Annotated in this window: 22 protein-coding genes; 1 reads left to right on the forward strand and 21 read right to left on the reverse strand. The window is 58.6% G+C overall.

Translation table 11 applies throughout. The annotated features are described in order from the left end of the window. The 4 genes from H0484_RS02335 to H0484_RS02350 all read right to left on the reverse strand — a co-directional run bounded on the left by H0484_RS02335 (position 1) and on the right by H0484_RS02350 (position 5,629). Entirely contained in the window at positions 1-984 is a 984-nt protein-coding gene (locus H0484_RS02335; protein ID WP_226952822.1) for a sugar ABC transporter substrate-binding protein, read from the reverse strand. 205 nt (positions 985-1,189) lie between these two features. Continuing rightward, a complete protein-coding gene (locus tag H0484_RS02340) occupies positions 1,190-1,756 on the reverse strand; it encodes a phosphatase PAP2 family protein (protein ID WP_226952823.1) in 567 nt (188 codons plus the stop codon). 117 nt (positions 1,757-1,873) lie between these two features. After that, positions 1,874-4,597, reverse strand: coding sequence for a preprotein translocase subunit SecA (gene secA / locus H0484_RS02345; protein WP_226952824.1), 2,724 nt, complete (start codon positions 4,595-4,597; stop codon positions 1,874-1,876). A 108-nt stretch (positions 4,598-4,705) separates the two neighbouring features. Continuing rightward, a complete protein-coding gene (locus tag H0484_RS02350) occupies positions 4,706-5,629 on the reverse strand; it encodes a M23 family metallopeptidase (protein ID WP_226952825.1) in 924 nt (307 codons plus the stop codon). A gap of 43 nt (positions 5,630-5,672) precedes the next feature. Between H0484_RS02350 and H0484_RS02355 the strand changes: the two genes are divergently transcribed. Further along, positions 5,673-6,194 carry a DciA family protein gene (locus H0484_RS02355; protein ID WP_226952826.1) on the forward strand — a complete coding sequence of 174 codons (522 nt, stop codon included), beginning with the start codon at positions 5,673-5,675 and terminating at the stop codon, positions 6,192-6,194. Positions 6,195-6,206: 12 nt separating this feature from the next. Here the strand turns inward: H0484_RS02355 and lpxC are convergent, their stop codons facing one another. From lpxC to H0484_RS02440, 17 genes are all read right to left on the reverse strand, one after another. Next, positions 6,207-7,130 (reverse strand): UDP-3-O-acyl-N-acetylglucosamine deacetylase, encoded by a 924-nt coding sequence (lpxC, locus tag H0484_RS02360; RefSeq protein WP_226952827.1) that lies wholly within the window; start codon positions 7,128-7,130, stop codon positions 6,207-6,209. Positions 7,131-7,314: 184 nt separating this feature from the next. After that, entirely contained in the window at positions 7,315-8,487 is a 1,173-nt protein-coding gene (gene ftsZ, locus H0484_RS02365; RefSeq protein WP_226952828.1) for a cell division protein FtsZ, read from the reverse strand. A 163-nt stretch (positions 8,488-8,650) separates the two neighbouring features. Then, positions 8,651-9,877: a cell division protein FtsA gene (gene ftsA / locus H0484_RS02370; RefSeq protein ID WP_226952829.1), complete on the reverse strand. Its 1,227-nt coding sequence runs from the start codon at positions 9,875-9,877 to the stop codon at positions 8,651-8,653. A gap of 6 nt (positions 9,878-9,883) precedes the next feature. Beyond that, entirely contained in the window at positions 9,884-10,675 is a 792-nt protein-coding gene (locus tag H0484_RS02375) for a cell division protein FtsQ/DivIB (RefSeq protein WP_226952830.1), read from the reverse strand. A 15-nt stretch (positions 10,676-10,690) separates the two neighbouring features. After that, positions 10,691-11,635: a D-alanine--D-alanine ligase gene (locus tag H0484_RS02380; RefSeq protein ID WP_226952831.1), complete on the reverse strand. Its 945-nt coding sequence runs from the start codon at positions 11,633-11,635 to the stop codon at positions 10,691-10,693. Beyond that, positions 11,632-13,038 (reverse strand): UDP-N-acetylmuramate--L-alanine ligase, encoded by a 1,407-nt coding sequence (murC, locus tag H0484_RS02385; RefSeq protein ID WP_226952832.1) that lies wholly within the window; start codon positions 13,036-13,038, stop codon positions 11,632-11,634. The genes H0484_RS02380 and murC overlap by 4 nt, the downstream gene beginning before the upstream one ends. Next, entirely contained in the window at positions 13,035-14,111 is a 1,077-nt protein-coding gene (murG, locus tag H0484_RS02390; RefSeq protein WP_226952833.1) for an undecaprenyldiphospho-muramoylpentapeptide beta-N-acetylglucosaminyltransferase, read from the reverse strand. Before murG ends, murC begins: the two co-directional genes overlap by 4 nt. Then, positions 14,108-15,301, reverse strand: a complete 1,194-nt coding sequence (gene ftsW / locus H0484_RS02395) for a putative lipid II flippase FtsW (protein ID WP_226952834.1) — start codon at positions 15,299-15,301, stop codon at positions 14,108-14,110. The genes murG and ftsW overlap by 4 nt, the downstream gene beginning before the upstream one ends. Continuing rightward, positions 15,298-16,842: a UDP-N-acetylmuramoyl-L-alanine--D-glutamate ligase gene (gene murD / locus H0484_RS02400; protein WP_226952835.1), complete on the reverse strand. Its 1,545-nt coding sequence runs from the start codon at positions 16,840-16,842 to the stop codon at positions 15,298-15,300. The genes ftsW and murD overlap by 4 nt, the downstream gene beginning before the upstream one ends. Beyond that, a complete protein-coding gene (mraY, locus tag H0484_RS02405) occupies positions 16,839-18,011 on the reverse strand; it encodes a phospho-N-acetylmuramoyl-pentapeptide-transferase (RefSeq protein ID WP_226952836.1) in 1,173 nt (390 codons plus the stop codon). The genes murD and mraY overlap by 4 nt, the downstream gene beginning before the upstream one ends. Then, positions 18,001-20,793: a bifunctional UDP-N-acetylmuramoyl-L-alanyl-D-glutamate--2,6-diaminopimelate ligase MurE/UDP-N-acetylmuramoyl-tripeptide--D-alanyl-D-alanine ligase MurF gene (gene murF, locus H0484_RS02410; RefSeq protein WP_226952837.1), complete on the reverse strand. Its 2,793-nt coding sequence runs from the start codon at positions 20,791-20,793 to the stop codon at positions 18,001-18,003. The genes mraY and murF overlap by 11 nt, the downstream gene beginning before the upstream one ends. After that, a complete protein-coding gene (locus tag H0484_RS02415; protein WP_226952838.1) occupies positions 20,790-22,526 on the reverse strand; it encodes a peptidoglycan D,D-transpeptidase FtsI family protein in 1,737 nt (578 codons plus the stop codon). Before H0484_RS02415 ends, murF begins: the two co-directional genes overlap by 4 nt. Further along, positions 22,523-22,810 carry a cell division protein FtsL gene (ftsL, locus tag H0484_RS02420; RefSeq protein ID WP_226952839.1) on the reverse strand — a complete coding sequence of 96 codons (288 nt, stop codon included), beginning with the start codon at positions 22,808-22,810 and terminating at the stop codon, positions 22,523-22,525. The genes H0484_RS02415 and ftsL overlap by 4 nt, the downstream gene beginning before the upstream one ends. After that, on the reverse strand, positions 22,810-23,877 hold the full coding sequence (gene rsmH, locus H0484_RS02425; RefSeq protein WP_226952840.1) for a 16S rRNA (cytosine(1402)-N(4))-methyltransferase RsmH: 1,068 nt from the start codon (positions 23,875-23,877) through the stop codon (positions 22,810-22,812). The genes ftsL and rsmH overlap by 1 nt, the downstream gene beginning before the upstream one ends. A 9-nt stretch (positions 23,878-23,886) precedes the next feature. After that, complete coding sequence (gene mraZ / locus H0484_RS02430) at positions 23,887-24,318, reverse strand: division/cell wall cluster transcriptional repressor MraZ (protein ID WP_226952841.1); 432 nt, start codon at positions 24,316-24,318, stop codon at positions 23,887-23,889. Between the two features lie 337 nt (positions 24,319-24,655). Further along, positions 24,656-25,390, reverse strand: a complete 735-nt coding sequence (locus H0484_RS02435) for an amino acid ABC transporter ATP-binding protein (RefSeq protein WP_226952842.1) — start codon at positions 25,388-25,390, stop codon at positions 24,656-24,658. 17 nt (positions 25,391-25,407) lie between these two features. Then, entirely contained in the window at positions 25,408-26,097 is a 690-nt protein-coding gene (locus tag H0484_RS02440) for an amino acid ABC transporter permease (protein WP_226952843.1), read from the reverse strand. Positions 26,098-26,099: the final 2 nt, after the last annotated feature.

Here is a 26,099-nt window from a genome sequence, read left to right on the forward strand (position 1 = left end):
TCAGAAGGTGCAAGGCGCCGCGTAGTCGTCCAGGTTGTCCCGAGTGATGACCGCCACCTCGAGATAATTGTGCTTGGGCACGGGCTTGCCGCTGAAATGGGCCGCCACGGTGTCCACCGCCGCCTTGCCCGTGCGGGTAGGCATCTGCGTAGCCGTGCTGTACTGCTCACCCTGGCGGATATGGTCAACGCCGAACTTCATGCAGTTCGAACTGACCACGATGACCTGACCGGGCGCCGTCCCCAGCGCCACCCCCGCCGTCTTGGCAGCCAGAATAGCGCCATGCGCGACGTTGTCGGCCATGCCGTAAATGGCGTCCAGCCCGCCCTGCGCCGAGAAGCGCGCGTACAACTGTCCGGCGATGCGTTCACTGGCTGCCGTATCCCACTTCGCATCCTCGGTCGCCACGACCTCGATCTGCGGATGGCGGGCCAGGGCCTCCTTGAAGCCGGCCAGCCGGCGCGGCGCAACCCCTTCGGCCAGCGAACCCGTGATCAGCGCCACCTTGGGCTTGTCACGCCCTTCCAGGGCCTTGGCCAGGGCTTCGCCCGCCGCCTGTCCCAGTTCGGTGTGATTCTCGCCGATGAAGGACTCGTACAAGGCTTCGTTTCCGTCCGCCACCGGGGAGTTGATGAGAAATACCGGCACCTTCATCTGCTTGGCCGTCATCAGGGCCGGCAGAATCCCGCGTTCGCTTGCTGCCGTGATCAACAGCGCGTCGTAGCCTTGCGCGATGGCATCGCTGACCTGCTGGCTTTGCAAGGCCGCGTCATACGGGCTGGACAGCACCGTCACCGACATGCCCAGCGCCTGGGCCTCGGCCTGCACGGTCGAAGCCAGTTTGGCCAGGAAGGGATTGCTGGTCGGCAAGGTCAGGTATGCCAGCTTCTTGCCTTGCAGTGAGGGTTGCGCCTGCACCACCGCCACGCCCGAGGTCGCCAGCGCTAAGGCAAGCGCCACGGAAATCCGCTTGAATAATTTCATCTGTCCGCTCCTTGTTCTCATCGTCATGAAGGTTCCGCTACGCCCTTCCAGGGGCGCTCGGCCTTGCATGAATTGGAGCATTCATCAGCATCATGCGTCTAATACAATCTATCGACCCTTACTCATACATTTTTATAGCTAACGGGGTAACCCTAAGCCCCAATCTGCAGGCTCCAAACACAAGGGAGTACCCTGGGAAGAAAGCTTATTTGGGGCGATAGCCCCATGCCAGCTCCGCTTTACCATACAGGCGCGTGCACATTTGCTGCACGCCATGCCCGAAAAGCCCGCAAGCCAGGGCAGACAACGCGGCGCCCACCATGTCTATAGGCCAATGTACGCCTACAAACACCCTGGCCCAGGCCAACACGCACCCCAACAAGAAAACCGCGAAACTTAGACGCCATTGTCCGCGCAGCCCGCATACCACCGCCAACAACCAGACAAAGGTGGCGTGGCTGCTGGGCATGGAATGACTGCTGGCATGTTCTATTAAAGAAGGGCCCCAGCCCGCGTCAAATGGTCGGGCATGGAAAGCAAAGTCGCTTATCGAGTCTTTGACAAACCGGGACGCCACGCAAGCGGCTGCCACTGCCACCATGCAGCTGTAGTCGCGTTTCCGGATGATATATGCCAGCACCAGCACACCGGCCACATAGGCAGGCAACTCTGCCAGCCACTGACCGGCCAGAACCAAAGCGTGGGGCGATTCACTCGTACCGCGCATCAGCGCAAATGCGATGACATTCCAGAACGATAAAAAGTCGTACACGGGCAGCCTCCAACATTGAGCCCCTTGCCACCATGGCATTGAACCGCGTTGCACGCCAATGCAATCCGGTGGAGCAGCCATAAAAAAGAGCCGGTAAACCGGCTCTCTGGATATACTTCAGGCAAGCTTGCCGTGGCAATGCTTGTACTTTTTACCGCTACCACATGGGCAAGCGTCGTTACGCCCGACTCGTGGCAAGTCATCACCCGCCGGTTGCTCGGGGATGCCAGGATCGGCACCACTGAGCGCATCGTCGTAATCGGCGTGATGGAAGGACACGTTCTCAAGCTCGGCTGGAATGGGTTCTGCTGCTTGCTCAGGCGATTGGATCTGGACGGTGAGCATCACTTTGATGACGTCGTCGCGGATGCGGTCAAGCATGGACGAGAAGAGCTCGAAGGCTTCGCGCTTGTATTCCTGCTTGGGGTCTTTCTGGGCATAACCGCGCAGATGAATGCCTTGACGCAAGTGGTCAAGCGCTGACAAGTGACCACGCCAATTGGTGTCGATCGCCTGCAAGAGCACTGAACGTTCGAACGGCGCCCAGTTTTCTTGACCGACCAAGGCGACTTTCGCTTCGTAGATGCGCTTGCCTTCGGCCTGGATGCGTTCGAGCAGATCTTCGTCGCTAAGGTTGGGCTCGTTTTCGAGCATTTCTACCAGCGGCAGCACCAAACGCCAATCGGATTCCAGAATGGCCTGCAAACCTGCCAAGTCCCACTGCTCTTCCATGCTTTGTTCGGGCACGTAGGTGCGCATTACGTCGGCAAGCGCGGCATTGAGCAGATTGCGTATGGTTTCAGAGACATCAGCCGACTCAAGCACTTCGTTACGTTGCCCGTACAGCACCTTGCGCTGATCGTTGGAAACGTCGTCATACTGCAGCAGCTGTTTGCGCATATCGAAGTTACGTGCTTCGACCTTACGCTGAGCGGACTCGATGGAGCGTGTCACCATGCGCGCCTCGATGGGCTCGCCTTCGGGCAAACGCAGGCGCTCCATGATGGCGCGTACACGGTCGCCCGCAAAGATGCGCATCAGTTGGTCTTCGAGAGACAGATAAAAACGCGAGGAGCCCGGGTCGCCTTGACGCCCTGCGCGGCCACGCAGCTGGTTATCGATACGGCGGGACTCATGGCGCTCGGTACCAATGATACGCAGCCCGCCCGCCTGCTTGACGGCCTCGTTGATTGGCTGCCACTCGGTGCGCACTTGCGCGATGCGTTCAGCCTGCTGCTCAGCCGTGAGGGAAGCATCAGCGCGGATCAGGTCGATCTGCTTTTCTATGCTGCCGCCCAGAACAATATCGGTACCCCGGCCCGCCATATTGGTGGCGATGGTAATGCGACCTGGCTTACCGGCTTCCGCAACGATTTCAGCCTCGCGGGCGTGTTGCTTGGCATTGAGTACGTTGTGAGGGAAACCCGCTTTGTTGAGCGCCTCGGAAAGCCGTTCGGAGTTCTCGATACTGGTGGTACCCACCAATACGGGTTGACCCCGCTCGTGGCAATCCTTGATGTCAGCAAGAATGGCATTGTATTTTTCGGCGTCGGTTTTGAAGACCTGATCGTTTTGATCTTGACGCGCCATCGGCCGGTTGGTGGGGATCAGGACGGTTTCCAGGCCATAAATTTCTTGGAACTCGTAGGCTTCGGTATCGGCCGTACCCGTCATCCCTGCCAGCTTCTCGTACATGCGGAAGTAATTCTGGAAGGTGATGGACGCCAAGGTCTGGTTTTCGTGCTGAATGGTCACGCCTTCTTTGGCTTCGACCGCCTGATGCAGGCCGTCGGACCAACGACGCCCGGACATCAGACGACCGGTGAACTCGTCAACGATGACGACTTCGCCATCTTGCACCACATACTGCTGATCGCGATGAAAGAGGTTGTGCGCACGCAATGCCACCATCAGGTGGTGTATAAGCGAAATATGGCGCGGATCGTAAAGGGACTCGCCTTCGGGCAACAAACCTTGGGAAGCCAACACCTGTTCGGCCCTGATCATCCCCGCTTCGGAGAGGTGAACCTGCTGGCCTTTCTCGTCAACCCAGAAATCGCCCTCGGGCTCGGGTTCTTGAGGTTTGGGCTCGCTTTCCATGCGTGTCAGCATGGGTGCCACTTGGTTCATGCTCACGTACAGCTCGGTGTGGTCTTCGGCTTGGCCGGAGATGATCAGCGGCGTGCGCGCCTCGTCGATGAGGATGGAGTCGACCTCGTCGACTATGGCAAATGACAGCTGGCGCTGGCGACGGTCCTGTGCGCGATATTCCATGTTGTCGCGCAGGTAATCGAAACCGAATTCGTTGTTGGTGCCATAGGTGATGTCGGCTTGGTAGGCAGCGAGTTTTTCTTCTTGTTGCTGCTGCGGAACCACCACACCGGCACTCATGCCCAGGAAACCATAAAGGCGGCCCATCCAGTCGGCATCGCGGCGGGCAAGATAGTCGTTGACGGTAACAACGTGAACGCCTTTGCCTGCCAGGGCATTCAGGTAGACAGCCAGCGTGGCCATCAGGGTCTTGCCCTCGCCCGTGCGCATCTCGGCAATTTTGCCGTTATGCAGGGCTATGGCCCCCAGCATCTGTACATCGAAGTGCCGCATGCCAAACACACGCTTGCTGGCCTCTCGCACGACAGCGAAAGCTTCAGGCAAGAGTTCATCCAGCGAGGCACCCTTGGACAGCCGCTGTCGAAACTCTGTAGTCTTGGCCGTCAGCTGTTCGTCGGTAAGCGCCTGCATCGCCGGCTCAAGGGCATTGATGCGCGCAACCTGTTTGCGGTACTGCTTGAGAATGCGGTCATTACGACTGCCGAGAAGTTTTTTGAGCAGAGAAACCATTCTATTTATTCAGCGCGGGATCGGTACGAACTCTTCACCGGAAGGGCCCGCGATCCATTCCCAGGTGGGTGGAAGCAGCAAATCAGCCAAAACATCAAACGAGGCAGTTTAACGCACCTTGGCTACTTCGATAGTAGGCCCAGCAGATGCAGCGACCAACGCTTGCGCAGGCTGCTGTTTCTCCAGGAAGAGCATGGGGTCCAAGGCCCTGCCTTGAACCCGCACTTCGAAATGCAGATGGGCGCCAGTGACGCGCCCGGTTGCCCCCACCTTGGCGATCTGCTGGCCTTTTTCGACGAGATCACCCGCCTTGACCAGAAGCTTGGAGGCGTGCGCATAGCGAGTGACAAGACCGTCGCCGTGCCGCACGTCGACTGTGAGCCCGTAACCGGACTTATAGCCCGTATCGGCCACCACGCCAGCCGCTGCCGCGTGAATGGGCGTACCATAAGGCGCAGCAAAATCCACTCCTTCGTGCAGTATTTTGTGCCCCAGAATAGGGTGACGGCGCCAACCAAAAGGGGAGCCAGGGTCCATGCCTGCGATAGGCATGTGGGTGGGCACGGTCAGGGCCATACCGGCACGACGCGCCAAAGCAGAGTCCACTAGCGAAAACCATTCTTTGCGTTTGCTGACGCGCATGCGCAAAACGTCAAGCCAATCGCCCATGCCTGCTACGGGATCAGAGGGCCAGGTATCGCCTGGGCTCCATAAAGTGGACAGCGACGCTGGCGCCATACCCATTGCCCCCATATCGGCAAAACCTTCAAAATCGGGTTCCAGGGTATCGAGGCCCGCTGCGCCCGCAATGCGTTCGCTAAGGGTTTCAAGCTCTATCATGCGGGCCTGCAGGTCTCCCATTTTGGAGGCCAACATGCCTACGTGGCCGGGCATATAGCTAGGATCGGGTGTCGAGACGGAAGCTACCGTAGCGACGCTGGGCTGGAAGGCCGTATGCCGCGCTTGCACCCAGGCCCCTGCCATGGCCGATAGGCACAAGGCAGCAGCCGACAAAGTCAGCACCACGGACATATGCCACCCTTTGGCGGTAGAATCCGAGATGTGGGCTTTCGTTATGAAGACTCTCACTTTTTGTTCCAATATTGAGACTGCTGTGACCAACACCCGCCACCGTCAAACCGCTCCTGCGGTCGGTCGTACGGCCATAGACTGGCTGGGGCACGATGCCCACGGCGCCAATGTTCTGGCCACAGCAAATCAAATGCTGGCCATGGAAAAAGCCGCGCGGTGCCTGATGCCCCCCGCTTTAGGGAAGACATGCCACGTGGCCAAACTGGACAGACAGCAATTAACCCTGGTGGTTCCGGGGGCTGCCCATGCCTCGCGCTTGCGGCAATTTACGCCTCGCATCCTTGCCGGTTTGGCCGCCAGCGGATGGAACCTTAACGAAATTATCGTCAAGATACAAGCTGATATCTCGCGCAGCGAGACAATTCCGCGCCCCGGCAAGCAGGCCAACCCACTGGGTCAGCCTGGTCTGCTTGCGTTCTCGGTGTTGCGCGAACAATTACCCGAAGGCCCGTTGGCCGATGCCATTAGCCGCTTGCTTGAGCGGCACGGCAACACCCCCAGCTAAACCGATCAGGACTCAGACCAGTTGCCAGTCGGTGGTGAAAGCCTTGGGCGCTTGCGCCGGAGAGTCGTAGGTAACGATTTCCCAGGCGTCTTGAGTGTCCAGCAGGGTGCGCGCCAACTTATTGTTAAGCGCATGCCCTGACTTGCAGGCCACATAACGAGCCACCAGCGGCTTACCTATGAGGTAAAGGTCGCCAATGGCATCAAGGATTTTGTGTTTGACGAATTCGTCGTCGTAACGAAGGCCGTCGCTGTTCAATACGCGGTATTCGTCCATCACAATGGCGTTATCCAGACTACCGCCACGCGCCAGGCCGGCGGCGCGCAAGGCCTCGACTTCGCTGACGAAACCGAAGGTACGCGCTCTGGCAATAGCCTTGGTGTAGGAATCTGTGCCAAAGTCGACTTCGGCGAAACTCGCCGTGGACTTGATAGCCGGATGCTGAAAATCGATGGAAAACGACAGAGCGAAACCGTCGTAGGGTTCAAGACGCGCCCATTTAAGGTTGTCGCCTTCACCTTCGCGCACTTCGATAGGTTTGAGTACGCGCAGAAATTTTTTGGCCACGGGCTGCTCTTGCAGACCGGCCGAACGCAGCAGGTAGACAAAAGTGCCGGCGCTGCCATCCATGATGGGCACTTCTTCGGCAGTAAGGTCTATGTGCAGATTGTCTATACCCAGCCCAGCCAGTGCCGACATCAGGTGTTCGACAGTGGAAACGCGTACATTGCCCTTTTGCAACACAGAAGCCATGCGCGTATCGCCCACCCCAAAAGCCTGGGCGGGAAGATCGACAACCTCGGGCAGATCGATACGGTGAAAAACTATCCCCGTATTGGGCTCGGCTGGCCTAAGCGTGAGTTCGACTCGCTTGCCGGAGTGCAGCCCAACGCCTTTGGTGCTGATGACGCGTTGAATGGTGCGTTGACGTAGCATGATAAATAGGTAAGACAGGGCGCCTCAAAATTGTGCGCCGCGACAATCATTGTAACCCGATATGGCCGGCGGCGCTGCAGCCCGGGCAGAAGGCGGCGGCTTACGCCGCTGCCTTCTAGAGAGAGTCGAAACAACTGATTTAGTTCCCTGGAAGCCCCCATACAGCGCTTCCAGAGCACCAGGTTCAGTCAGCCTGCTTACGCAGGAAAGCCGGGATATCGAAGTGATCCATGCCCGCTGTTTCCAGGGCGCGCACTTGTGCAGAAGCCTGACCGCGGGGGTTGCGGATAACGGCCGGCACATCGGCGTGGCTGAAGTCGTGGCCGCCTACCATCGCAGGCATGTTGTCCGTGCCTGTACGCAGCTGCTCGGCTGACTGGGGAACCAGCTGAGGACGCGCATTGGCACGGCCCAGGCCCGTTGCCACCACCGTTACACGCAGATTGTCGCCCATGGCTTCGTCGTAAGCCGTACCGTAAATAACGGTAGCGTCTTCTGCGGCAAAACCACGGATGGTGTCCATGATCTCGCGCGTTTCACGCATTTTCAGCGTGCGGCTGGAAGTGATGTTCACCAACATACCGCGCGCACCATGCAAGTCCACGCCTTCGAGCAGCGGGCAAGCGATGGCTTGTTCAGCAGCCACACGGGCGCGGTCAGCGCCGGCGGCGACGGCTGTGCCCATCATGGCTTGGCCTTGCTCGCTCATGATGGTTTTGACGTCTTCGAAGTCAACGTTAACGTTGCCTTCGACATTGATGATCTCAGCAATACCCGAGCAAGCATTGTGCAAAACATCATCTGCGGCCTTGAAGCAGTCTTCCTGGGTGGCGTCGTCGTCCATCAGGTCGTAAAGGTTCTCGTTGAGCACCACGATAAGCGAATGCACGTGTTTGCCCAACTCGGAAATCCCTTCTTCTGCCATGCGCAGGCGCTTGCTACCTTCAAAAGAGAAGGGTTTGGTCACCACGCCTACAGTCAGAATGCCCAGCTCTTTGGCCACTTCAGCCACGACGGGGCTGGCACCGGTACCCGTACCGCCGCCCATGCCTGCCGTGATGAAAACCATGTTGGCGCCGTTGAGCGCAGCACGGATTTCCTCGCGTGCGGTTTCTGCGGCAGCGCGACCTTGCTCGGGCTTGGCGCCAGCGCCCAGACCCGTACGACCCAGGCGAATCTGTACAGGCGCTTCGCTGCTGGCCAGCGCTTGGCTATCGGTGTTAGCGCAAATGAACTCCACGCCCTGAATACCCGAACGAATCATGTGCGAAACGGCATTGCCGCCCGCACCGCCAACGCCCACCACCTTGATCACGGTGCCGTTGGAGTTGGTGTCTAGCATCTCGAATTTCATCATCTTTGACTCCCTCTCATTAACCATAAAACCAAAAATATTGGATCTCCCGTTACTGCAATTTTTCCGGGGACATCTCAAGCGGAACGCCAACACGGTTCGCCTTCCGCTTGAAACCTCCCCAGCAGGACGAGTCACCCCGCCCGTCCTGGAAGGCACGAAGGTTTTAATTCATGAACCATTCCTTCATGCGTGCCAGCAGGCTTTTCACACTGCCTGTCTGTTGCGCCACCTTGCGACCGCGCGCCTTTTGCAAGCGCGCTTCGGTCAACAAGCCCATCACCGTTGAGAAGCGTGGATTACGCATCACATCGGCCAAACTGCCTTCATACGCCGGGACAGCGACTCGCACCGGCTTGAGGAACACATCCTCGGCCAGTTCGACGATGCCCGGCATCATCGAGGTTCCACCTGTCAGAACAACGCCTGACGAGAGCAGGTCTTCATAGCCGGATTCGCGCACAATCTGCTGCACGAAGGTAAACAACTCTTCGACACGGGGTTCTATCACCGCCCCCAAAGCCTGGCGTTTAACATGCCGGTTGGGGCGGTCGCCCAAGCCAGGCACCTCGATGTATTCGTCTGCGCCAACCAGCACTTGCTTGGCAATACCGTGGCGCAACTTGATCTCTTCAGCATCCGGCGTAGGTGTACGCAGCATCGCAGCGATGTCGCTGGTCACTTGGTCACCCGCGATAGGGACGACCGCCGTATGGCGTATGGCGCCGCCCGTGTAGATGGCGACATCCGTCGTACCGCCTCCGATATCCACCAGCACCACGCCCAACTCTTTCTCGTCGGCAGTCAGGCAGGCTTGACTGGAGGCCAGCGGCTGCAGAATGAGGTCTTGCACCTCAAGCCCGCAACGACGCACGCATTTAATGATGTTCTGCACCGCGCTGACGGCACCGGTAACGATGTGCACGCGCACTTCCAGGCGCAAACCACTCATGCCTATGGGCTCACGTATATCCTCTTGAGAGTCAACGATGAACTCCTGCGTCAGCACATGGAGCACTTGTTGATCGGTGGGGATATTGACGGCCTTGGCCGTTTCGATCACCCGCGCCACATCGCCAGCCGTCACTTCCTTATCCTTGACTGCCACCATGCCGCTAGAGTTGAAGCTGGCGATATGGCTACCCGCGATGCCTGTGTAAACTTCGCGGATTTTGCAGTCTGCCATCAACTCAGCCTCTTCCAGCGCGCGCTGGATGGAGTTGACCGTGGCCTCGATGTTGACCACGACGCCTTTGCGCATGCCCTGCGATTCGTGCTGTCCCAGCCCGATCACTTCGAAGCGCCCTTCCGGCAGGCTCTCGGCCACCACGGCCACTACTTTGCTGGTGCCGATATCGAGCGCAACGATCAAATCCTTGATATCTCGGGTCATGATGTTTTATCTGTTGGTAGAAGTAGAGACAGGAGCCAAGGTCACCGCGAAGCCATTGGCATAACGTAAATCGGCACTGCTGACAGCGCGACCATCCAGACGACCCGCCAAGGTGGGCCAGCTCTGTACAAAGCGTTGAATACGCGTGGCGAAAGGCAGTGCCCCTGATCGGCCATGCGGGTCTGCCACATCCGCCGCTGGGTCGCGCCCCAAGTTCAGACGCATGCCATCAGCAAGCTCCACGGACCAGGCATAACGAGGACTCAACGACACCTCGCTTACCCTGAAACTCAAGGGAGCGAACCAGCGCGCCAGTTCAGCGTAACGTTGCACGACCAGCCGTTCGGAGTTTTCGGGTCCAAAGAAATGCGGCAATTGGGCGTCATCAGCAAGCTCACCCTGGTTGGCGCGGAACGCCTCGCCCCAGGTATTGATCATCTGGTCTTCATTCCACAAGGCCAGAGGCTGATGCTCTTCGATTTGCACGTGTAGCGTGTTGGGCCATATTCGCCGCACCTGCACCTGACGAACCCAAGGAACGGTTTCGAACAACTGCCGCACGCTGTCCAGATCAGTGGAAAAGAAGTTGCCCAGTTCTCTGCCGGCAATCGTCGCACGCACCGTTGTGGGAGAAACATAGTTCAATGTTTCTGCTTGCACAGGCTCAATCTGTATGTGCGTCAACGTAAAGTAAGGACGTTGCACCACCCACCACACCGCGGCAACGACCAAAGCGCACACGGCCAGCACAGCCAGCATGTTCGCAAGGAAGTTGGTTAGGCGGGGGTCGGAAAACATGACAATGGCTCCGGATCAGATCTCATGACGCCGCACTTTGCAAGCGGCGCCGTCAAGAATGGCCAAACACAGTTCGGTATAGGACAAGCCCGCGCCACGTGCGCTCATGGGTACCAAGGAATGGGAGGTCATGCCGGGAGAGGTATTCATTTCCAGCAACCAAGGCTGTCCTTGCTCGTCGAGGATGAAATCAGCCCTGCCCCAACCCTCGCAACCCAGAGCGCGATAAGCCTGCTCTGCCAATTGACGCACGCGCGCTGCCACCCCCTCGTCCAACTCAGCCGGGCATATGTAGCGGGTTTCGTCCGAGAAATACTTGTTTTCGTAGTCGTAATTGCCTTGCGGGGCGATGATCTCGACGATGGGTAAGGCGTGCGCGCCAGCACCTTTGCCCAGCACGGGCACCGTCAGTTCACGGCCACGAATGAATTGCTCGGCGAGCACGACGGGCTCATAGCGCCCAGCCAGGCGATAGGCAGCCGGCAACTGCCCGGCCTCTACCACCTTGGTGAGCCCCAGCGTTGATCCTTCATGAGGCGGTTTGACGATCAGCGGCAAACCCAGGGCTTGGGTCAGTCCCGCCAATTCAGCTTCACTCTCAAGGGCAACATAGGCAGGCGTGGGCAAGCCGGCTTGCAGCCAGACCTTCTTGGTCATGATCTTGTCCATCGCCAAACTGGAGGCCAGCGGACCGCTGCCGGTATAGGGGAGCCCCATCATTTCCAGCAGACCCTGCACCGTGCCGTCTTCGCCATAGCGACCATGCAAAACGATGAACACCCTATCGAACCCGGCGGAAAACAAGTCTTGCAAAGGACGCTCGCCGGTATCGAACAGGTGCACATCCAGCCCGGCTTCGCTTAAGGCTTGATAAACCCCCTGCCCTGACATCAGTGACACTTCTCGTTCTGCCGAGCGGCCACCGTACAGTATGCCAACGCGCCCATACTTCAATTTCATGCGCTTTCTCCCAACTGCCCGGCTACCTTGCTAATAGAGCCGGCCCCCATGACGACGACAACGTCGCCATCTTGGGCAATATTACGAATTGCCGAAGGCAGGTCAGACACGTTCTCTACAAAGACCGGTTCTACCTTGCCTGCCACGCGCACCGCGCGCGTCAAGGCTCGGCCATCAGCAGCGACCAAAGGCGCCTCTCCAGCGGGAAAGACCTCGGTCAACAACACCGCATCGGCGTTTCCGAGGACATCCACAAAATCCTCGAAGCAATCACGCGTGCGCGTATAGCGATGAGGTTGGAAAGCCAGCACGATGCGACGCTCAGGCCAAGCGCCTCGCGCGGCGGCCAAGGTAGCCCGCATTTCTGCCGGATGGTGCCCATAGTCATCCACCAGAGTGAATCGACCCGCGCCTTTTTCCGGGGCGACGTCAAAATCGCCGACCAAGGTGAAGCGTCGCCCCACTCCATTGAAAGCCTCCAAGGACTGGGCGATGGCCTCATCAGGGACCCCCACCTCGGTTGCCACCGCAACAGCCGCCAAGGCATTCAGAACGTTATGGCGCCCAGGCAGATTCAGGCAGATAGATAAAGGCGGTAAATCACCCTCTGACGTACGCCGCAAGACGTCGAAACACATGCGTGGGCCCTGGGCCCTTACGTTTACAGCCCTGACCGCGGCCGTTTCTTCAAAGCCATAGGAAGTAATGGGGCGCGAAATAAGGGGCAGGATCTCGCGTACGTTGGCGTCTTCCAGACACACAACGGCGCTGCCATAGAAAGGCAGACGATGAATGAACTCGATAAAAGCGGCTTTCAGACGCTTGACGTCATGACCATAGGTGTCCATATGGTCAACGTCGATATTGGTGATGACCGCCATCACCGGTAGCAAATTCAGAAATGAAGCGTCAGACTCGTCGGCCTCGACAACGATGTATTCGCCCTGACCCAAGCGGGCATTGGCGTCAGCCGCCGTCAGTTTCCCGCCTATGACGAAGGTAGGATCCAGGCCGCCAGCCGCCAGGACGCTGGCAATCAGGCTGGTAGTGGTGGTCTTGCCATGTGTACCGGCCACAGCGATACCGCGCTTCAGACGCATCAGTTCGGCCAACATCAGTGCCCGAGGCACCACCGGCACGCCTGCGGCACGGGCAGCAATGACTTCGGGATTATCGGCTGCGACGGCAGTGGAAGTGACGATGGCCCCGGCGTTACGCACGTTCGCCGCCTCATGGCCTATAGCAATGCGCGCGCCCAGACCTTCCAGGCGGCGCGTCGCTGCCGACTCTTGCAAATCGGAGCCACTGATGGTGTAGCCTAGGTTAAGCAGCACTTCGGCAATGCCGCTCATGCCGGATCCGCCTATGCCTACAAAATGGATGCTTTGGATACGATGTTTCATAGGGTTCCTCGCGCGACTTGTTCACATGCGTCGGCGATATGTTGCGTAGCCTGCGGGCTGGCATGCTGATGCGCATGCTGCGCCACACTGGACAATTCAGCCCGCGTGCGCACTGCCAGCCATTCGGCCAGCCATTGCGGCGTCAACTCTTTCTGGTCCTGCAGCCAGCCGCCCTGGCAGTCAGTCAGGTAGCGCGCATTGGCGCGCTGGTGATCGTCTATAGCGTGCGGCAAGGGCACGAATAATGCGGCGACGCCTGCCGCGGCCACCTCGGCCACGGTCATGGCGCCGGCACGGCAAACCAGCAAATCAGCCTGCGCAAGCTCGTAAGGCACGTCCTCAATAAACTCATGGCAGGCGGCTTGCACGCCCAGACGTTGGTAATCTGCCTGTACGGCTTGCAAATGCTGCGCACCGGTTTGATGCACCACCGCAGGCCGCAGAGCCGGCGGCAATTGCGCCAAGGCTTCGGGTACGACACGGTTTAAAGGCTGTGCCCCTAGGCTGCCGCCCAGAACCAGCAAACGCAGCGGCCCGGTACGCGCGGCGTAGCGCTCTTGTGCCTGACCCAATTGCAAAACCGCCGGTCGTACGGGGTTGCCGACAACCAAAGCACCGGGCAATGCGCCAGGAAAGCCCACCAAAACTTTCTGAGCCATCTTCGCCAGCCAGCGATTGGCTGATCCCGCCACGGCATTCTGCTCGTGAATGACGAGGGGCACCCGCTTGATCTTGGCCATCAGCCCGGCGGGGAACGCAACATAGCCGCCCATGCCCAACACCACATCCGGTTGGGCTTGACGAAAGGCGACGGAGGCCTGGCTCAAGGCACTCGACAAAGAGAAAGGCAGCTTCAACAAAGAGACGGCACCCTTGCCGCGCACGCCGGCAAAACGCAAAGGCAATATGTCTATTCCATGCGCTGGTACCAGTTTGCCTTCCATACGTTCGGGATGCCCCAACCAGACGACGTTCCAACCGCGTGCGCGCATTTCTTCAGCCACTGCCAAGCCAGGCATGATGTGACCGCCGGTTCCCCCCGCCGCTATCATCAAGGTGCGCTGCGTTTTCATGTCCGTCGCCCTCGCATCATGTTGCGGTTCTCAAAATCGACACGCAGCAGCAAAGCAATCGCCACCAGGTTCATCACGATGCCTGAACCGCCATAACTCACCAAGGGCAAGGTCAAGCCTTTGGTGGGCAGCAGACCTACGCAGACACCAATATTGATGAAGGTTTGCACACCCAGCCACATGGCCACGCCCTGGGCCACCAAGCCATTGAAGATGCGGTCCATGGCGATCGCTTGACGACCGATTTCGAAGGCCCGGCTGATAATGAAGCCAAACAGCATGAGCAGTGCCAAGACGCCGACAAAGCCCAACTCTTCTCCGATGACGGCGACAATAAAGTCGGTGTGCGCTTCGGGCAAATAATGCAGTTTCTCGACGCTGGCCCCCAAGCCCACCCCAAACCACTCTCCACGACCCAAAGCAATCAATGAGTGAGAGAGCTGGTAAGCGCTACCGTAGGCGTTATCGGGATTCCAGGGATCAAGATAAGCAAAGATGCGTTCACGCCGCCAGGGAGAAAGCCAGATCAGCAGCATGAAACTGCCTATCAACACCGCCATGAGGCTGGAAAACAGCTTGCCGTTTATCCCGCCTATGAACAGTATCCCCACTGCGATAGCCACAATAACGATGAAAGCGCCCAAGTCGGGCTCCATCAGCAATAGCACACCCACCAAGCCCAGCGCGCAAGCCATGGGCATGAAACCCCGGAAAAACTTCTGCAGATGCTCTTGCTTGCGCACGGTATAGGCCGACGCAAACAACAGCATGGAAACCTTCATCAGCTCTGAAGGCTGGAAATTGATGATGCCCAAGGGCAGCCAGCGCCGGGCGCCGTTCACCTCTCGTCCCAAACCAGGTATCAGCACAACGATCAGCAGCAATACGCTAAGCAAGAAAAGCGGAACTGCCAGCTTGTGCCACACCTGCATGGGCACACCCAGCACGAAAGCCAGACTGATCACACCAATCAGAACAAACACGCCATGGCGCAACACAAAGTAGTAGCGCCCATAGCTTTCGTAACGCGGGCCGTCGGCCAACGCTATGGAAGCTGAATACACCATGAGCAAGCCGAACAACACCAGCGTCGTCACAGCAATGACTATGCCCATGTCAAAGCTGGGCATGCTCGTACGCCCTGGACGTACGGCATTGACGCTGGAAGTCAGGTCGGTGAACAGGCTCATGCAACCTCTCCTCTTTCCAGAGCAAGCTCATGCACGGCGTCGGCAAACACCTGACCGCGATGAGCGTAGTCACGGAACATGTCCAAACTGGCGCAAGCAGGCGACAGCAGTACCGCATCACCCGGCTGGGCCAAGGCAAAGGACTGCCGCACGGCCTCTTCCATAGACGCCACCCGTACGACGGTCAAAGTCTCTGTCTGCAAAACGGCGGCCAGGGCGTCTTGATCACGCCCCATTAACACCACCGCCCGCGCATGTTGCATCACCAAAGGCGCCAGGGGAGAGAAGTCCTGGCCTTTGCCCACGCCACCGGCGATGAGCACCACTTTGTGATCCAAGCCATCCAGGGCGGCTTGCGTGGCGCCGACGTTTGTTGCCTTGCTGTCATCAACAAACGTGACATCATTGATCACCCGCACGAAACGGGTGCGGTGAGGTTCGCCCTCGTAACTACGCAGCGCGCGCAACATATCGCCCCAAGTCAGGCCAATAGCCTTGCCTAAAGCCAGGGCGGCCAAGGCGTTCAAGGCATTGTGGCGCCCTCGCACGAATAAGGCGTCCGAAGGCATCATGCGCGTGACTCGCCCAGCTTGCCGTAGTTCGGCCTCGGGTTCAGCACCTTTGCGACGACGTCGCGGCGCTGGGCGCGGCGCGTCCATATCGAGCGCCTCAGCCGCACTTAGCCAAGTCAAACCATGGTCGTCTTCAAGCCCCAGATCACCCTCTAGCTCGGGCAAACCTTGCCCGAAACTGCGCACATTGGCTGCGCACAAGTCGGCGACCATCTCGCGGCACCAGGCGTCGTCGCGATTCAGCACTGCCACCTGCGCCATCGTCAACAGCTGCTGTTTGGCCGCTGCGTAGGCAGACATATCACCATGCCAGTCCAGATGATCTTGTGTGACGTTCAAAACGACAGCGGCATCCAGCGCCAGGGAATGCGTAGTGTGCAGCTGGAAGCTGGACAATTCCAGCACCCAGACTTGCGGCAATTGTTCTTGCTCAAGCGCACGGCTAAGCGCGGCCAGGGCTGCCGGGCTGATATTGCCTGCGGCCATCGCCGTGGCAGCCGAGGCTTCGACCAGGGCTCGCACCATGGATGTCACGGTGGTCTTGCCGTTGGTGCCGGTCACTGCCAACACCTTGGGTTGATAGCCTTGCTCGCGCAGATCGCGCAAGGCCAGTGCGAAAAGCTCGATCTCCCCTTGCACGGCAATGCCGCGCGCTTCAGCCAGGCTTAGCAAGGTGCGCACAGGCTCAGCCAGCGGGGATAAACCCGGGCTGAGAACTAGGCGCTGCACCCCTTCAAGAGCGGCTTCGCCAAAGTGCTCGACCCCCAACAAAAACTCGGCCTGCTGCCCCGCCGTTTGTAGCTTTTCGGTCAATGCAGCCAAGCCGCCAGGCTGCTCGCGAGTGTCCAGCACCCGCAAGCGCTCGCCCTGCTGCGCGCACCATAGCGCGGCAGCCACACCGGTTTCTCCCAGACCTACTATGAGTGTCAAGGCGCCAGTTTCGAAGGAGGGGAAGCGATAGGCAGTCATCGTAATTTCAGGGTCGCCAGACCAATCAGAACCAGCATCATGCTGATGATCCAAAACCGCACAACAACTTGGGTTTCCTTCCAACCGCCCACCTCGAAGTGGTGATGCAGCGGCGCCATGCGCAGAATTCGTCTTCCTTCACCGTAACGCTTCTTGGTGTATTTGAAATAGGCCACCTGCATCATGACCGAGAGCGTCTCTGCCACGAATACGCCGCCCATGATGAACAGCACGATCTCTTGACGTACGATGACCGCAATGGTGCCCAGCGCTCCGCCCAAAGCCAACGCCCCCACGTCTCCCATGAAGACCTGGGCCGGATAGGCGTTGAACCACAGAAAGGCCAAGCCCGCGCCCGCTATGGCCGCACACAGCACCATCACCTCGGAAGCGCCCGGTATATAGGGAAACAGAAGGTATTTTGAGTAATCGACTCGGCCCACTACGTAGGCAAAAATACCCAAGGCACTGCCCACCATGACCGTGGGCATGATGGCCAGACCATCCAGACCATCAGTCAAGTTGACCGCATTGCTGGAGCCCACAATGACCATCCAGGTCAGGGCGGCAAACCCGAATACCCCCAAGGGGTAGCTGACGCTTTTGAAAAACGGCACGATCAGGTCGGCACGTTGAGGCAAGGGCATGGTAAAGCCGCTAAGCACCCAATCGCGAAACAATGGCCAAAGCTCGGCATTAGCCGGGGCCGACACCGCAAAGGTCAGGTAGATGGAGGCGATGACGCCAATAATGGTTTGGTAGGCAAACTTGCGACGCGAGGACATGCCCTCGGGGTCACGGTGCACGACTTTCTTGTAATCATCCGCCCAGCCTATCCAGCCAAACCCGAAAGTCACCAGCAACACCACCCAGACAAAACGGTTGGTCCAATCGGCCCACAGCAAGGTGCTGATACCTATGGACACCAAGATCAGCGCCCCGCCCATGGTAGGCGTGCCGTTTTTTTGCAGATGGGATTGTGGGCCGTAAGCGCGCACCGCTTGGCCGATTTTCAGCTCGGTAAGTTTGCGGATGACGGCTGGACCTGCCACCAAACCTATGATCAAGGCTGTGGCGCAGGCCAGCACCGCACGCAAGGTGATGTACTCCAAAACACCGAAGGCACGGATATGATGATCCGAGAGCCAGCGAGCCAGTTCAAGCAACATGGTGCCCCCCTTCCGCGTTTTGTTCGGGTGCCGCCATCATGGCTTGCACCGCACGCTCCATCCTCATGCTGCGCGATCCCTTTACCAATATATGTGCCTCGCGCTCTCGCGCCAGACGATCGATCAGCAGCTCCATGTCCTGGAAGGCCTCGGCGGCCTCCCCAAAAGCCTGGGCTGCCAATTCGGCCGATGGGCCGAAAGTCAATAAAACATCCAATCCTTTCTTTCGGGCGTAGCTGCCGACCTCGGCATGCATGAGCGGGCCCTGTTCGCCCACTTCGCCCATATCACCCAACACCAACACTTTGCGCCCCGCCACCTGGGCCAACACGTCGATAGCTGCCAGCACGGAATCTGGATTGGCGTTGTAAGTGTCGTCAATCAGCGTTTGACCCGAAGGCAGGCTGTGTACTTGCATACGCCCGCTGACAGAGGTGAAGTTTTCTAGACCGGCGCAGATGAGATGGGCCGGCACGCCGACGGCGTAAGCGCATGCAGCAGCCGCCAAGGCGTTGTTAACGTTGTGTATACCGGGCACCTGCAACTGCACCACACCCTGCTCACCATCCGGAAGATGCAAGGTGAACACGGAACCCTGCGCCAGCTGACGGATATCACTTGCGTGCACACCCCGCTCCACCGCGAGGCCAAAACCCAGCCTGCGGCAATGGCGGCTCAGATCTTCCCATAGCGAAAAGAACTCATCGTCGCCCGGATGCACCGCCACGCCTTCTTTATCCAAGAAGGCAAATACGCTGCCGTTTTCTTGAGCCACAGCCTGCACCGACAGCATGAACTCTTGATGCTCGCGCTGCGCATTGTTAACCAGCGCCACGGTAGGCTGAGCCATGCTTGCCAGCACTTTGATCTCGCCGGGGTGATTCATGCCCAACTCGACCACAGCGGCGCGATGCTCTGCACTCAAACGCAGCAGGGTCAGGGGAACGCCCAGTTCATTATTCAGATTACCTCGCGTCCATAGCACGGCCTCTTCACCCTGCCAGGCACGCAAAATAGAGGCAATCATCTCTTTGGTCGTAGTCTTGCCATTGCTACCCGTGACGGCGATGACCGGCAGATCAAAGCGCGCACGCCAAGCCTGGCCCAGCTTACCCAGCGCCGCCCGCGTGTCACCCACCTCCAGTTGCCGCAGCTTGGCCTCTGGGCGCACACGCTCGACGATTGCGGCGCCCGCACCAGCGGCCTGCGCCGTCTCTAAATAGTCATGACCATCGAAGCGCTCGCCGCGCAAAGCCAGAAACAGCTGATCAGTCTGAATGCGACGGGTGTCGGTTTCCAAGGTGACGCCGTCACGCAGTGCCAAGGCCAGCTCGGCCCATACCCTATCATCAAAGGGCTGGCGTTGGCCGTTGATTTCCTGGTAGGTTTCGTGCCCCTTACCCGCAATCAATACCACGTCACGCGACTCTGCCCGCCACACGGCAGCCAATATCGCCAATGCACGGTCGGCCTCAACCTGATAGCGTCGGCCCATCATGCCAATCTCGATATCCTGCAGGATCTGCTCGGGGTTCTCGCTGCGCGGGTTATCTGAAGTCAATAAGGCGTGGTCGGCGCCTTGTGCGGCAATACGGCCCATCATGGGGCGCTTGCCGCGATCCCGGTCGCCACCGCATCCGAATACGCACCACAAGCGGCCTTGGCGACTGGCGGCGGTTTCGCGCAGGGCCTCCAGCGCACGCTCTAGCGCGTCGGGGGTATGTGCATAGTCGACGACGACCAAGGGTGCTTGCTCACGCGCACCTGGCCACGCCACGGTTTGCAGACGCCCAGCCACAGGCCTTAGCTCGCCCAGCACTCGGGCGGTACGCTGCGTAGACCAGCCCAGACTGGACAGTACTGCGGCAACCAACAGCATGTTGGAAATATTATGCCGGCCCACGACACGCGTGACGATCTGTGCCGTTCCCGCCCCTGTCAGCAAATTGAAAACCAGGCCGCGAGCCCCGGTGTGCAAGTCACCGGCCCGGAAATCCGCAGTCGAGCCTTCCACCAAGGAATAAGTGAAGACATGAGCCGGATTCAGGATTTCGATCAGCGCACGCCCTGCGGCGTCATCCACGTTGATGACGGCACGGCGAATTTCGGGCCGCGTAAACAGGCGAAACTTGGCATCTTGGTAAGCTTCCAAGGTGCCGTGATAGTCGAGGTGGTCGTGCGTCAGATTGGTGAATGCAGCGACTTCTATGCGTACGCCGTCCAGCCGGCCTTGCTCTATGCCTATGGATGACGCTTCTATGGCCACGACTTGCGCACCCGCGGCACGCAGCGCAGCCAACTGACGATGCAAACTCAACACATCGGGCGTGGTCAAAAGGCCGGGCAGCGCCGAACCATCAGGCATGACCATCCCAAGGGTGCCAATGGCGCCGCTAGGCACGCCGTCATGACGCAATGCAGTCGCTATCCACTGTGAAACCGAGGTCTTGCCGTTTGTGCCCGTCGTTGCCACCACCGTCATGGCCTCGGAAGGCATGCCATACCAGCAATGCGCTATTTCACCCAGCAACTCGCTCAAGTCCGGCACGCTCAGGAGAGGCACACCATTGGTCTGCGGGACCGGCTCACCCGGCTGAGCTTGCAACACGATAGCAGCCGCGCCTTGCGCCAAGGCCTCATCCACGTGTTGGCGTCCGTCTCCCGATTTTCCCGGGCACGCGAAAAACACATCGCCCGCAGATAGGCGGCGGGAGTCTAGATGCAAATGGGCCGAAGCGGACACCCGCTCTTTGAGCCAATCGAGTACTTCGTGCGCCTTCATCGGCGTACCTCCATTTGCGGGCCTGACGCCATTAACTCATCAATACCGGCATCGGGCTGCACGCCCAGGCGACGCAAACTGCTGCCGACAATTTCAGCAAAGACAGGCGCCGCGACCCTGCCGCCGTAGTAAGCCCCTGCCGTGGGCTCGTCTATGCTGATCGCCACGACGATGCGGGGGTCGGAAACAGGGGCAAAGCCTACAAAAGAGCTGCGGTAACGATTCTTGCTGTACTGGCCATTGACGATCTTGCGCGCTGTTCCGCTTTTACCAGCCACCCGATAGCCTTGCACCTGCGCCAACTTGGCGCCGTCGGGCCCAGCGGCGGCTTCGAGCATGGCACGTACAGCGGCAGCGACTTCGGGGGTATATACCTGCACGGAAGTGGCTTTACCTTCGCGACGCAACAGCGACAGCGAAACCATATCGCCGTCGCGAGCAAAAACGCTGTAAGCCTGGGCCATCTGCAGCAACGAAACAGATAGACCATAGCCATAGGCCATCGTGGCCCGCTCTATGGGACGCCAACGCTCCCAAGGACGCAAGCGTCCGGAAGCCACGCCGGGGAAACTGGTCTGGGGCGCACGGCCAAAACCCAACTCGGTAAACTTATTCCACATTTCCTGAGAGCTCAGGCGTTCGGAAATCATCGTCATGCCGATATTGCTGGAGCGACGCAACACGCCCGCCACATCCAGAGGCCCATTGCGGGAAACATCGGAAATGGTCGAACCTTGATAGCGGTACTGACCGTTACCTGTCTCGAAAATAGTGCGCGAGGTAATCCGTTTAAGATCCAGCGCCAACGCAACAGTGAACGGCTTCATGATAGAGCCAGGTTCGAAAGTATCTGTAATGACGCGATTGCGCAGTGCGCCGCCCTTGCGGGCATCACGGTCGTTCGAATCGTAAGTGGGCAAGTTGGCCAGCGCCAGAATCTCGCCCGTTCGCACATCAAGAACCACCGCAGCCGCCGCACTGGCCTTGTTGTCCTCCATGGCCTTGGCAATCGCGGAATAGGTCGCGAACTGCAAGCCCGCATCGATGGACAAATGCAGATCTTGACCGTCTACGGGAGGCACGACGGCGCGCACGTCCTCGACCACACGACCCAAACGGTCTTTGATGACGCGTCGACTGCCCGGTTGCCCGGACAAAGCTGAATCAAAGGTCAGTTCAACGCCTTCCAGACCCTTGTCTTCTATATTGGTAAAACCCAGCACGTGGGCGGTTACACCCCCCTCTGGATAGAAGCGGCGCTCTTCGCTTTGCTGATGAATACCCGGCAACTTGAGGGTTTTGATTTCATCGGCCAGTTCGACAGCCACCTGCCGCTTGAGATAAACAAAGTTTTTATCTTCTACGGCCAGCCTCGCCTTGAGGTCTTTAAGCGGAAGCTCCAGCAAACCGGCCAGCTTCGCCATTTCGGCTTCTGGAATAGCTTTGGCGTCATCGGGTATGGCCCAGATAGCTCGCGCAGGCACGCTGGACGCCAACACAACGCCACTACGGTCTAGTATCTTGCCACGCGTAGCCGGCAGCACCAACGTGCGCTCGTAGCGCCTTTCACCCTGACGCTGCAAGAAGTCTTTGGACATACCCTGGAGGTACAAGGCCTTGCCAGCCAGGGTAAGAAAACCCAAGAACAACAGCACGACCACCAAACGCCCGCGCCACATGGGCATCTGCACATTGTTCAGCGCGGGGGTAGAGTGAAAGCGGACACGCTTCATTGAGTGCCCCCTTGCGCCATGCTGGCATCTTCCATATAGATGATGCGGTCAGGGCCGACAGAAGTCATGCCCAGTTCTTTTCGTGCAATCGTGTCGGTACGCGCATTGCGCGCAAGCTCAGCCCGTTCTAATTGCAAGCGGCGCCAATCGGTCTCCAGATCACGCTCTTTCGCTGAGAGAACCTCAGTCGCCACGAACAGCTGGCGCGACTGAAACCGCGCCGTGACCAAGGAAATGGCAGACAACATCAGCAGAACAGCCAGTACCATGCTTAAACGCCCCATCAGCCCGCCCTCCGGCGCTGCCGCGCTGCTTGCCCAGGAGGTTCGTAGGCCGGTAGGAAGGCGCTGGGCCCCTGCTCGGGCATGGGCTCAAGCGTGCGCTCAGCCACCCGCAATACAGCAGAACGCGCACGTGGGTTGCCCGCCACTTCTTCGGCGTCTGGCAACACGCGGGCCAAGGGCTGCAAGATAGGCTGGGGAAGATCTTTCTCTAGGATAGGCAGGCGCGACTGCGTCGCATCGCGACGACGCGCTGCTGCGATGCATTGCTTGACCATGCGATCTTCAAGAGAATGGAAACTGATCACCGACAGCCGCCCCCCCGGCGCGAGCAGTGTTAGCGCTGCCTCGAGGCCACGCGCGAGCTCTTCGATTTCTTGATTGATGTGAATCCGTAAAGCCTGAAAGGTACGGGTTGCCGGATGCTGACCTTTCTCGCGCGTGCGGACGACACCGGCGACGAGCTCGGCAAGTTCCCGCGTTGTGCGCAGCGGCTGGGGTTCGCGGCGAGCAACAATCGCCTTTGCAATCTGGAAAGCAAACCGTTCTTCGCCATAATTCGCTATGACCTCCCTGATCTGTTCAACATCGGCTTGCGCTAACCACTGCGCTGCCGTCATACCGCGGCTGGTATCCATGCGCATATCCAAAGGACCTTCGCGCATGAATGAAAAACCACGTTGTGCTTCATCGAGCTGCGGGGATGACACCCCGAGATCCAGCATGACGCCATCAACCTGCTCGATACCTTTTTCCGCCAGGGCTTGAACCATGCTGGAAAACCCATCGTGCACAAATTGCACACGCGCATCTTCAGCCTGCAGGTCCTGCGCCACGGCAATCGCTTCGGGGTCCTTGTCGAATACGATCAGGCGCGCATCCGGCCCCAATTGCGAGAGCAACAAGCGAGAATGGCCACCACGCCCAAACGTGCCATCTATATAGACACCATCCGTTTGAGCCGCCTTCGTCAAGCCCGCGCCCGACGAACGACCCGCCTTATCGAATTGCGCGTCAATCAGCCCGTTTACCGTCGCCTCGAGCAGCACGGGTCGATGTTGGGGTTCCATGGACCGGCCTCAGAAGGAAAACTGATTCAAAGTGTCAGACGTCACCATGGTTGCCAAGTCCTCGGCCTCGCGCCGAGCCAACTCTGCGGCATCCCACAATTCGAAATGACTACCCATACCCAGCAACATGACTTCGCGCGTCAGCCCCGCCGCTTGCCGCAGCTCAGGCGCCACCAATATTCGGCCTGAGCCGTCCATCTCGACATCTTGGGCATTGCCCAGCAGCAAACGCTGCAAGGGGCGTGCCGACATCGGAAAGGCCGCAATCTGCTCGCGTTTTTGTTCCCACACCGTGCGTGGATACACAAGCAAACAACCTTCGGGGCTACGTGTAAGGGTTAAACGCCCGGCCACCTGGGAAACGAGGACGTCACGATGCCGGGTGGGTACAGAAACCCTCCCTTTGGCATCTAGCGTCAACGCACTGCTTCCCTGAAACACGAACTTTCACCCCACTTTTTTGCACTAAATCCTACTTTTCTCCACTCTAAGGCATGGCGCGACGCCGGTCAAGCGACGTTGGCCGATTTTTTCAATGACAACAAGCACTTAGCGCACTTGCCAAAAACTCAATTTTAAAAATTCATATTGAAATCAAGTAATTGGCAGAGGAACTAAAAGCGGTTTATTCACTACCCTTCGCCCTATCGGGAAGCTTCTTTTTCATTCCCTAACATTCTGCGGCTGAAAGCCACACGAAGGCACAAGTACGCCTTGCGCGTGCATCAGCACCCGCAAAAAGCGCATTACGAAGGAAGAAGCGGACCGAGAGCAGCCGCTAGTGTGACAAAATTTTGGAGAGAAACTGCTTGGCCCGGTCGGAGCGCTGCTCAGGGTTCTCGAAGAACTCGCTTTGGGTGCAATCTTCGACGATCTGGCCCGCATCCATGAAAATGACGCGGTCGGCCACTTTGCGAGCAAACCCCATTTCGTGGGTGACGACCATCATGGTCATGCCCTCTTTGGCCAAATCGACCATCACGTCCAGCACCTCATTGACCATTTCCGGGTCCAGTGCCGAGGTTGGCTCATCGAACAGCATGGCGATGGGGTCCATGGCCAAGGCGCGCGCTATGGCCACACGTTGCTGCTGCCCGCCCGATAGTTGCCCCGGGAATTTTTCTATGTGTTCGCTTAAACCCACACGCTCGAGCAAGGCACGAGCACGCTCAGCCGCTTCGGCCTGCGAGCGCCCCAAGACTTTTACTTGGGCCAATGTCAGGTTCTGCATGACGGACAGATGAGGAAAAAGCTCGAAATGCTGAAACACCATGCCTATGCGTGAGCGCAGCTTGGGCAGGTCTGTACCCTTAGCCCCCACAGAAACACCGTCGATCCAGATTTCACCTTCTTGAAAAGGCTCCAAGGCGTTGGCTGTTTTGATCAGTGTGGATTTGCCTGAGCCCGAGGGCCCACACACGACAACAACCTCGCCCTTCTGGATGGTAGTGCTGCAATCGGTGAGCACTTGGAATGCGCCATACCATTTACTGACGTGTTTGAATTCGATCACGAGTATCCTCCTTTGTCTCAGCGCGCCACGGCCATGCGGCGCTCTATCCGCTTGACCAGGCGAGATGCCGTGTAGGAAATCAAGAAATAGACGAGCGCCGCGAACACGAACATCTCGACAAGACGGCCATCGCGCTGAGCCACGTTGCTGGCGGCCCCGAGAAAATCCGTCAGGGACAGCACATACACCAGCGAGGTGTCTTGGAACAGCACAATCATTTGCATCAAGAGCAGCGGCGTCATATTACGAAAAGCCTGCGGAAGCACGACGCGGGCCATCACTTGGCGATAGCTTAAGCCCAAGGCATAAGCCGCATCGGCCTGCCCCCTGGGAATGGACTGAATGCCGGCACGCATGATCTCGCAGAAATAGGCCGCTTCGAACAAGATGAAGGTGATAAGCGCCGAGGTAAATCCCCCTACGGCAATGGGCCTTCCGGCTTGCATCAGCCAGCCCACGATATAAGGCACCAAGAAATAAAACCAAAATATGATGAGAATAAGCGGCAAGGCCCGCATCAAATTGACGTAGCTAGCAGCCACGCTGGCAAGCATGCGATGGGACGATAGCCGCGTCAGCGCCAGCAGAGTACCCAGCACCACGGCACCCAAAGTGGCCAGCACCGTCAGCTTCAAGGTAAACACCAAGCCCTGCGCGAACAAGTAGGGCGCCGTGCGAAAGATGATTTCCCAATCAAAAGTGAACATCT

Source organism: Mesopusillimonas faecipullorum, from assembly GCF_020539505.1.
Classification (GTDB): domain Bacteria; phylum Pseudomonadota; class Gammaproteobacteria; order Burkholderiales; family Burkholderiaceae_B; genus Mesopusillimonas; species Mesopusillimonas faecipullorum.

Coding starts and splice junctions, on each gene's coding strand:
- H0484_RS02440 (WP_226952843.1), bottom strand. CDS start 26,097: ATGTTCACTTTTGATTGGGAAATCATCTTTCGCACGGCGCCCTACTTG.
- murG (WP_226952833.1), bottom strand. CDS start 14,111: ATGAAAACGCAGCGCACCTTGATGATAGCGGCGGGGGGAACCGGCGGT.
- murF (WP_226952837.1), bottom strand. CDS start 20,793: ATGAAGGCGCACGAAGTACTCGATTGGCTCAAAGAGCGGGTGTCCGCT.
- ftsA (WP_226952829.1), bottom strand. CDS start 9,877: ATGACCCGAGATATCAAGGATTTGATCGTTGCGCTCGATATCGGCACC.
- ftsZ (WP_226952828.1), bottom strand. CDS start 8,487: ATGATGAAATTCGAGATGCTAGACACCAACTCCAACGGCACCGTGATC.
- H0484_RS02355 (WP_226952826.1), top strand. CDS start 5,673: ATGAAGACTCTCACTTTTTGTTCCAATATTGAGACTGCTGTGACCAAC.
- H0484_RS02415 (WP_226952838.1), bottom strand. CDS start 22,526: ATGAAGCGTGTCCGCTTTCACTCTACCCCCGCGCTGAACAATGTGCAG.
- mraY (WP_226952836.1), bottom strand. CDS start 18,011: ATGTTGCTTGAACTGGCTCGCTGGCTCTCGGATCATCATATCCGTGCC.
- lpxC (WP_226952827.1), bottom strand. CDS start 7,130: ATGCTACGTCAACGCACCATTCAACGCGTCATCAGCACCAAAGGCGTT.
- H0484_RS02335 (WP_226952822.1), bottom strand. CDS start 984: ATGAAATTATTCAAGCGGATTTCCGTGGCGCTTGCCTTAGCGCTGGCG.
- rsmH (WP_226952840.1), bottom strand. CDS start 23,877: ATGGAACCCCAACATCGACCCGTGCTGCTCGAGGCGACGGTAAACGGG.
- murC (WP_226952832.1), bottom strand. CDS start 13,038: ATGAAACATCGTATCCAAAGCATCCATTTTGTAGGCATAGGCGGATCC.
- H0484_RS02375 (WP_226952830.1), bottom strand. CDS start 10,675: ATGTTTTCCGACCCCCGCCTAACCAACTTCCTTGCGAACATGCTGGCT.
- murD (WP_226952835.1), bottom strand. CDS start 16,842: ATGACTGCCTATCGCTTCCCCTCCTTCGAAACTGGCGCCTTGACACTC.
- ftsW (WP_226952834.1), bottom strand. CDS start 15,301: ATGAGCCTGTTCACCGACCTGACTTCCAGCGTCAATGCCGTACGTCCA.
- ftsL (WP_226952839.1), bottom strand. CDS start 22,810: ATGGGGCGTTTAAGCATGGTACTGGCTGTTCTGCTGATGTTGTCTGCC.
- H0484_RS02380 (WP_226952831.1), bottom strand. CDS start 11,635: ATGAAATTGAAGTATGGGCGCGTTGGCATACTGTACGGTGGCCGCTCG.
- H0484_RS02350 (WP_226952825.1), bottom strand. CDS start 5,629: ATGTCCGTGGTGCTGACTTTGTCGGCTGCTGCCTTGTGCCTATCGGCC.
- secA (WP_226952824.1), bottom strand. CDS start 4,597: ATGGTTTCTCTGCTCAAAAAACTTCTCGGCAGTCGTAATGACCGCATT.